Origin of the sequence: Craterilacuibacter sp., from assembly GCF_051659485.1 — a bacterium.
In the GTDB taxonomy this organism is placed as follows: domain Bacteria; phylum Pseudomonadota; class Gammaproteobacteria; order Burkholderiales; family Chromobacteriaceae; genus Craterilacuibacter.
In genome coordinates, this window is record NZ_JBOFOO010000184.1 from 1 (window position 1) to 7,101 (window position 7,101).

Consider the following 7,101-nt stretch of genomic DNA (forward strand, 5'->3'; position numbering starts at 1 on the left):
GCGTTATAGCTGGCCTGCGCTTCATAGCTGTCGAGGATGGTGGCGGTGCCGACTTCAAAAGCCTTCTTGGCCTGCGCCAGCTGTTTTTCAAACGATTTTTTGGCTGCCTGCGTGGAGGACAGCGTGTCCTGTGCCAGCAAGACATCAAAGTAAGCGCGTGCCACATTCAGGATCAGCGCCTGCTCGGCCGCCGTATAACGGGTATTGGCCAGCGCGCTGGCAATCTTGCCTTTCTGGTAACCGGTCCAGGCACCGACATCGAATAGCGGCTGTTTCAGTTCGGCGCCCCAGCCATGGCTGCTGTAGCTACCGCTGGTGCCCGGTTCGATATCGTTGTTGCGGTTGATGCTGCCGGATAGACCAAGCTGTGGCAACAGCAGGGCACGGCCCTGATCGCGCTTTTCCAGCCCGGCGTTGCGCTCGGCCTTTTGTGCCGCGAAGCCTGAGTCATACTGGCGTGCCGCATACCATGCTTCCAGCAGATCGAAGGCCTGTGCCGGCATGGCCAGCGAGCCGGCCAGCAGCAAGGTGGCGAGCTTGGGGGCGGATGTTTTCATGCAGTCTCTCTGTCGTGATGCCCGGGATGGCGCAGCCTCAGCCAGCCCGGCAGGAATTAATTTATGCGACCGGACGCCGCACGCGGAACCACTGTGCGTACAGGGCCGGCAGAAATAGCAGCGTCAGCACGGTGGCGACCAGCAAGCCGCCCATGATGGCGACCGCCATCGGCCCCCAGAAGGTGCTGCGCGTCAGCGGTATCATCGCCAGAATCGCCGCCAGTGCCGTGAGCATGATAGGGCGGAAGCGCCTAACCGTGGAACCCACAATGGCTTCCCATGGCTCGATTCCCTCGCCAATGTCTTGCTCGATCTGGTCAACCAGAATCACCGAATTACGCATGATCATACCCGACAGTGCGATCACGCCCAGCATGGCGACAAAACCGAACGGTGCCGAGAAGGCGATCAGCGTCAGCGTCACGCCTATCATGCCCAGCGGCGCAGTCAGCAACACCATGATGCTGCGCTGGAAACTCTTGAGCTGCAGCATCAGCAAGGTCAGCACGATGACTAGCATCAGGGGGGCCACCTGATTGATGGCGGCCTGCGACTTCTGGCTGGCTTCCATCGAGCCGCCCAGCTCAAGGTGGTAACCCAGAGGCAGGGTTTTTTCCATCTCCTGCAGCTTGGGCCACAGTGCCCGCGAAATATCCGAGGCCTGGGTGCCATCCTGCGCATCGGCACGCACGGTGATGGTCGGCAAGCGGCCACGACGCCAGATGATGCTTTCTTCCGGTACATACTCGATATGGCCGATCTGCGACACCGGCACATAGCGGCCACTGGCTGTTTGTATCATCAAATCGCCCAGCAGGCCGACATCGAGTTGTTCATTTTTGTTAAGCCGTGCCACCACGCCCAGTGTGCGGTCACCTTCGCGGTAGTCGGTAATGGCCGCGCCCGAGATCAGCATCTGCAATTGCTGGGACAGGTTCTGGCTGGAAATGCCCAGTACCCGTGCCTTGTCCTGATCCAGCGTGATGCGCAGCGATTTAAGCTGCTCGCCCCAGTCGTTATTGACCTGACGGGTGCCCGGTTGGGCGCGCAACAAGTCTTCGACCCGCTTGGCGATGGCGCGGACCTCGGTATGATCCGGGCCCATCACGCGAAACTGCACCGGATAGCCGACCGGCGGGCCGTTCTCCAGCCTGACCACGCGGCCGCGCACCATGGGGAAATCATCGTCCAGCAGCTTGAATAGCTTGCTGCGTACCGCCTCGCGGCTTTTCTCGTCGTGCGTCATCACCATCAGCTGGGCGTAGTTGAGGTGTTGCTGTTGCTGGTCCAGCGACAGGTAAAAGCGCGGGCTGCCACCACCGACATAGCTGGTGACGCTGGCGATATTTTTGTCGCCCTTGAGCAGGGCTTCCAGCTTCTGGGTTTCGCGCTCGGTCGCCTCGAAACTGGCGCCTTGCGGCAACCACAAATCGACCATCAGCTCGACCCGGTTGGACGCCGGGAAGAACTGCTGCTGCACAAACAGTTTGAATGCCACCAAAGACAGGATGAAAGTGGCAAAAGTCGCCGCGATCACCAGCTTGCGGTGCGCGAGGCACCAGTCTACCGTGCGGCGGAATTTAAGATAGAAAGGCTTGTGATAGACGTCCTGATGGCTGCTGCCATGCTTGTGTTCCGGCAGGAGTATAAAGCCCAGATACGGGGTAAATATCACCGCCACCACCCATGACAGTACCAGCGCGATGCCGACCACGGCAAACAGGCTGAATACGTATTCTCCGGCATTGGATTTGGCCAGGCCGACGGGCAGGAAGGTCACGGCGGTAATCAGGGTGCCGGTCAGCATCGGGAAGGCGGTGCTGGTGTAGGCGAAGGTGGCCGCCTGAAAGCGGTTCCAGCCTTGCTCCAGCTTGAGCGACATCATCTCGACGGCAATGATGGCATCGTCCACCAGCAAACCCAGTGCGATGATGAGCGAGCCCAGCGAGATACGCTGCAGATCTATCTTGAGGAAATACATGGCGATAAAGGTCATCGCCAGCACCAGCGGAATCGACAGCGCCACTACCACGCCCGGACGCCAGCCCAGGCTGAAAAAGCTGACCGCCAGTACGATCACGACCGCTTCCAGCAGCGAGCGCATGAATTCATTGACCGCACTTTTCACGACTTTAGGCTGGTCGGAAATGGCCTGTACCTCGACACCCAGCGGCAGCTTGCCTTCGATGACCTGCATGCGTTCGACCAGCGCCGCGCCGAATTTCAGCACGTCGCCGCCATCTTTCATGCTGACGGCCAGACCCAGCGCCGGTTGGCCATTAAAGCGCATGCGCAAGACCGGCGGGTCGACGTAGCCACGGGATACCCGGGCGATATCGCCCAGCCGGAAAGTCTTGCCGCCGGCGATGATGGGGGTGTCGGCCACGGCGGTGACCGAATCGAAGGCGCCGCTTGGGCGTACCCATACCCGTTCGCTGGCAGTATGGAATTCGCCGGCCGGGCGGGTGGCATTCTGTTCGGCCAAAGCCGCCCAGATGACACGGGCGTCCAGGCCCAGCATCGCCAGCTTGGCCGTATCCAGATCAACATAGATGCGCTCTTCCTGAGCGCCGACAAACTCGGCCTTGCCGATATCGGGCACCCGCAGGATTTCCTGACGCGCAGTGTCTACATAGCGGCGCAGTTCTTCATAGCTGTAACCATCGCCGGTAAAGGCGTAGATATTGCCGTAGGTATCGCCGAACTCGTCGTTGAAGAACGGGCCTTTGACATCGGCCGGCAGCGTATGGCGGATGTCGCCCAGCTTCTTTCTGACCTGATACCAGTAATCCTTGACCTTCTTCGGGTCTACGCCTTCGCGCAGATTGAGGATGAACTGGGCTTCACCGGGCTTGGTATAGCTCTTGATGTACTCCAGATCGCCCATTTCCTGCAGCTTGCGTTCTATCTTGTCGGTGACCTGCTGCTCCATTTCCAGCGTGCCGGCCCCCGGCCAGACGACGCGTACCATCATCGCCTTGAAGGTGAACTCCGGGTCTTCTTTTTGTCCTAGCTGCGCATAGCACCAGACGCCGGCCAGCATCAGGATTACGATCAAATAGCGTACCAGCGGCTGGTTTTTTAGCGCCCATTCCGAAAGGTTGAGTCTCATCGTGTTCCCTTATGGCTGGAGCAGCTTGATGGACTGGCCATCGCGTAATAGATGTACGCCGGCCGTGACCACCCGCTCGCCGGGCTGTAAACCGCCGGACAGGGTGGCGCCTTCACCGTCTAGCTTGGCGATCGTGACCGCACGCTGTTTGACGCTGAGCGTCTTGCCATTCACCACCCAGACATAGTGCTTGCCGCCGGTGTCGAGAATAGCCGACAGAGGCAGACGCAAGCCCTGGCTTGCGCTCGCCGGCAAGGCGACGCGGGCCGTCTGCCCCAGCTGCAATTTGGCATCCGCTGCGAGTACGCGTACACGGGCGGCGTAGGTCCGGGTTGCCGGGTCGGCATCACCGGCCAGTTCTCGCAGCTCGCCCGGGTATTGCTGCTGGTTGTGCCACAGGGTGATGGTCAGTGCCTTGCTGCTGCGCATCTTGTCCAGCGCATTTTCCGGCACCTGAATGGCCACCTCGCGCTCGCCATCGGCTGCCAGTTTGGCAACCGGCTGGCCGGCGGTGACGACCAGACCCGGCTCGGCCGAAATTTCACTGATCACGCCGTCGGCGTCGGCATTTAATACCGCGTAGCCTGCCTGATTGCCCGAGACGCCGGCTTGTGCGCCGGCTTGTTTCATGCGTGCGCGCGCCGCTTCCAGCGCACTTTGTTGCCGGTCAAATTGGGCCTGGCTGATAAAGGATTGCTTGAGCAGTTCGCGTGAACGGGCAAGATCGGCTTCCTGCTGGATGAGTTCAGCGCGGGCAGCGGACAGGGCGGCCTGCTTGGCGGCAAGATCCAGCGTGTAGTCGCTGGCATCCAGCCGGGCGAGCGGCTGGCCTTTTTTGACCTGTTCGCCGGCACTGACATAGCGCTCGACGACTTTTCCGGGCACGCGAAAGGCAAGGCGGCTCTCGTGGCGCGCACGCACTTCACCGGCGTAGCTACCGCCCTGCTGGGCGCTGCTGCCACCGGCTAGCAGGGTTCTGACCGGACGGATGTCGGGTGTCGGTTCCGCTTTTTTTCCACAGGCGCTTACGATGCCGATAAGGGCACCAGCCAGCAGCCATTGTTGCCATCCTTTGTTCATTGCCGTTTCTTCCTTGTTAGCTTGTACTTGTTGTTTTGTGGCTGAGGCCGGCCAGTACCAGTTGCAGCGCGGCTTCCAGCCTTTTTTTGGGGTCTTCGCGGTCAGTCTCGCAGCCGGCGACGCAGGCAAAAGAATGGCGCCAGATCATGGTCATCAAGAGCGGGGACAATAGGGCATCTACGGCGGCTTCGGCATCGCCGGCGACAAATTCGCCGCTGTCCATGCCGCTCTGAACCAGACGACGGGCGATGGCGCGGCTACGCATGATGACTTCATCATGGTAAAAGCGGGCCAGTTCAGGGAAATTGACGGCTTCCGCCACCATTAGCTTGCACAGGCCGGCAAGCGGCGTACGGCCGACGTCATCCCACCATTTGAGCAACAGCAGGCGGATCAGTACGGCCGGATGGCCGCTATAGTCGTGGCTCAGGTGTTCCATGTCGGCGACCCGCTCCAGCAGCTTTTCACGCACCACGGCCTTGAGGATTTCTTCCTTGGAGGCGAAGTACAGATAGGGTGTGCCCTTGGTGACGCCGGCAGCGCGGGCAATGTCGTCTATTTTGGTGGCGCTATAGCCCTTCTCGACAAACAGCCCGAGTGCCGCATCGAGAATCTCGGCCGGGCGCACCTCTTTACGCCTTTGCCAGCGTGCCGCTTGCATCTCGCTCATGGCGTCTTTCTGAATCCGGATTTATTAATCTGGCGACTCTAATTGCATGTCTTTTTTTTTGCAATTAATAAATGCATTTTCACTAGCTGATGTGGGTAAAATAAGCACAACTGTTGTTTGAAACGGAGACTCTGCTATGCATACGCCTGCTGCCGATAAGGCATCCATCCTGTCCGAGGCGCTGCCTTATATACGCCGCTTCGCCGGCAAGACCCTGGTCATCAAGTACGGCGGCAATGCCATGACCGACGATAAGTTGAAAGAAGATTTTGCCAAGGACGTGGTGCTGCTCAAGCTGGTGGGGATGAACCCGGTGGTGGTGCATGGCGGCGGGCCGCAGATCAATGAGTTGCTGGCACGGGTAGGCAAGGCCGGCGAGTTTATCCAGGGGATGCGGGTCACCGATGCCGAGACCATGGACGTGGTCGAGATGGTGCTGGGCGGCTTGGTGAACAAGGAAATCGTCTCGCTGATCAACCAGCATGGCGGCAAGGCCGTGGGGCTGACAGGCAAGGACGGGCACTTTATCCGTGCCAAAAAGCTGCTACTGCCCTCCATGACTGACGAAGCGCCTATCGATATCGGTCAGGTCGGCGAGGTCGACAGCATTGATCCGTCCTTGGTAGCGCTGCTGGATACTCAGGATTTTATTCCCGTCATCGCCCCCATCGGTGTCGGCTTGAATGGCGAAGCCTACAACATCAATGCCGATCTGGTGGCCGGCAAGCTGGCGGAAACGCTGGGGGCGGAAAAACTGATCCTGATGACCAATACTCCGGGCGTGCTGGACAAGGATGGCGAGCTATTGACCAATCTGACTGCGGCGCAAGTCGATGCCTTATTTGCCGATGGCACCATACACGGCGGCATGCTGCCCAAAATTGCTTCGGCACTGGACGCGGCCAGAAGCGGTGTTGGCGCGGTGCATATCATCGATGGCCGGGTACCGCATGCCCTGCTGCTGGAGGTGATGACGGCTGCCGGCGTGGGCACCATGATACGGGCGGCCTGAGCCGTTTTTCTGCAGCCGGGATTCGGGATGGTGTGTGGCATCGTGGAAGGGGCTGCTGTTAGCATCGCCCCGATTCCCGATTCCCGATTCCCAATTCTCGATTCTCGATTCTTACGCAAATTTCCCGTGCCGCTTGCGTGCCCTTCCTATACTCATGACATGAGCGTCGTGAACGGGGGGTAAATCATGCAGACTGTTCGTCAATTACTGGCCGGCAAGGCCAGCCGCAAGCTGGTCTATGTCGGTTCGGAGGTGTCGGTATTAACGGCACTGAAGGTGATGGCCGAGGAAAATGTAGGCGCGGTGCTGGTGATGGGGGGCGGACAGATCGTGGGTATTTTCTCCGAGCGTGATTACGCCAGACGCGTCATTCTCGAGGGGCGCTCGTCAGCCACGACGCTGGTCAGCGAGATCATGACCAGCAAGGTGATCTGTGTCGGCCCGGGGCAAACCGTCGCCGAGTGCATGGCGCTGATGACGGAAAAGCGCATCCGCCATTTGCCGGTGATGAGCGGCGAGGAGATCGAAGGCATCATCTCGATTGGCGATGTAGTGCATGCCACCATAGTCGAGCAGCAGTTTGTGATTGACCAGTTGGTGCATTACATCAATAACGTGCCGCCGCAGGTGGCTTGAAGCAGTCAAAACCCGGGGCAGGCCTTGTTGCAAA

General features: G+C 59.7%; 6 protein-coding genes. 2 read left to right on the forward strand and 4 right to left on the reverse strand.

The window, feature by feature from the left end:
• From ACRC1E_RS06685 to ACRC1E_RS06700, 4 genes are all read right to left on the reverse strand, one after another.
• Window positions 1–557, reverse strand: a 557-nt coding sequence (locus ACRC1E_RS06685) for a TolC family protein (RefSeq protein ID WP_438514333.1), incomplete at its 3' end; no start/stop codon positions are given.
• A gap of 61 nt (window positions 558–618) precedes the next feature.
• Window positions 619–3,669 carry an efflux RND transporter permease subunit gene (locus ACRC1E_RS06690; protein WP_438514334.1) on the reverse strand — a complete coding sequence of 1,017 codons (3,051 nt, stop codon included), beginning with the start codon at window positions 3,667–3,669 and terminating at the stop codon, window positions 619–621.
• Between the two features lie 9 nt (window positions 3,670–3,678).
• The gene (locus ACRC1E_RS06695; protein ID WP_438514335.1) at window positions 3,679–4,749 is read right to left on the reverse strand and encodes an efflux RND transporter periplasmic adaptor subunit; all 1,071 of its coding nucleotides are present in this window, start codon (window positions 4,747–4,749) and stop codon (window positions 3,679–3,681) included.
• Between the two features lie 16 nt (window positions 4,750–4,765).
• The gene (locus tag ACRC1E_RS06700) at window positions 4,766–5,419 is read right to left on the reverse strand and encodes a TetR/AcrR family transcriptional regulator (protein ID WP_438514336.1); all 654 of its coding nucleotides are present in this window, start codon (window positions 5,417–5,419) and stop codon (window positions 4,766–4,768) included.
• A 136-nt stretch (window positions 5,420–5,555) separates the two neighbouring features.
• Between ACRC1E_RS06700 and argB the strand changes: the two genes are divergently transcribed.
• Together argB and ACRC1E_RS06710 are read left to right on the forward strand one after the other, a co-directional pair.
• Entirely contained in the window at window positions 5,556–6,431 is an 876-nt protein-coding gene (gene argB / locus ACRC1E_RS06705; RefSeq protein ID WP_438514337.1) for an acetylglutamate kinase, read from the forward strand.
• Window positions 6,432–6,617: 186 nt separating this feature from the next.
• Window positions 6,618–7,067, forward strand: coding sequence for a CBS domain-containing protein (locus ACRC1E_RS06710; RefSeq protein WP_438514338.1), 450 nt, complete (start codon window positions 6,618–6,620; stop codon window positions 7,065–7,067).
• The last annotated feature ends 34 nt before the right edge of the window (window positions 7,068–7,101 follow it).

Excerpts from the sequence above, each read along its gene's own strand:
- ACRC1E_RS06690 (WP_438514334.1), bottom strand. The coding sequence starts at position 3,669 with ATGAGACTCAACCTTTCGGAATGGGCGCTAAAAAACCAGCCGCTGGTA.
- ACRC1E_RS06695 (WP_438514335.1), bottom strand. The coding sequence starts at position 4,749 with ATGAACAAAGGATGGCAACAATGGCTGCTGGCTGGTGCCCTTATCGGC.
- ACRC1E_RS06700 (WP_438514336.1), bottom strand. The coding sequence starts at position 5,419 with ATGAGCGAGATGCAAGCGGCACGCTGGCAAAGGCGTAAAGAGGTGCGC.
- argB (WP_438514337.1), top strand. The coding sequence starts at position 5,556 with ATGCATACGCCTGCTGCCGATAAGGCATCCATCCTGTCCGAGGCGCTG.
- ACRC1E_RS06710 (WP_438514338.1), top strand. The coding sequence starts at position 6,618 with ATGCAGACTGTTCGTCAATTACTGGCCGGCAAGGCCAGCCGCAAGCTG.